Origin of the sequence: Microbispora sp. ZYX-F-249, assembly GCF_039649665.1 — a bacterium.
Taxonomy (GTDB): Bacteria; Actinomycetota; Actinomycetes; order Streptosporangiales; family Streptosporangiaceae; genus Microbispora; species Microbispora maris.
Genome location: NZ_JBDJAW010000183.1, coordinates 1 through 382, shown reverse-complemented (window position 1 = coordinate 382; position 382 = coordinate 1). Strand labels below are relative to the sequence as shown.

Here is a 382-nt window from a genome sequence, read left to right as displayed (position 1 = left end):
GAGGATCCGCCGGAACCCGCCCTCGGCGGCGTCGAGCGTGTGGTCGTGGAACCACAGCTCGTTCATCGCCTCGAAGTCGAAGGACAGGCTGCCCAGCGACCCGTTGATCTCGATGCGCAGCGCGTTCTTGCGGCCCGCGGCGAACCGGGTGGCCTCGAAGGAGCCCAGCGCCCCGCCTTCGAAGCGGCCGATGAACAGCGCGGCGTCGTCCACCGTCACCTCGCCCATCTCACCGGTGCCGCCCTGGCCGGCCAGGCCGCTCGACCCCTCGGCGAGCGGGCGCTGCTTGACGAAGGTCTCGGTGATCGCGCTCACCCCGGTCAGCGACCGGCCGACGATGAACTGCGCGGTGTCGATGATGTGGGCGCCGATGTCGCCGAGG

General features: G+C 70.9%; 1 protein-coding gene. It reads right to left on the bottom strand.

Annotation, left to right across the window (positions count from 1 at the left end):
- Positions 1-382 (bottom strand): Gfo/Idh/MocA family protein (locus AAH991_RS40330; RefSeq protein ID WP_346231220.1); only part of this gene is annotated, 382 nt, incomplete at both ends.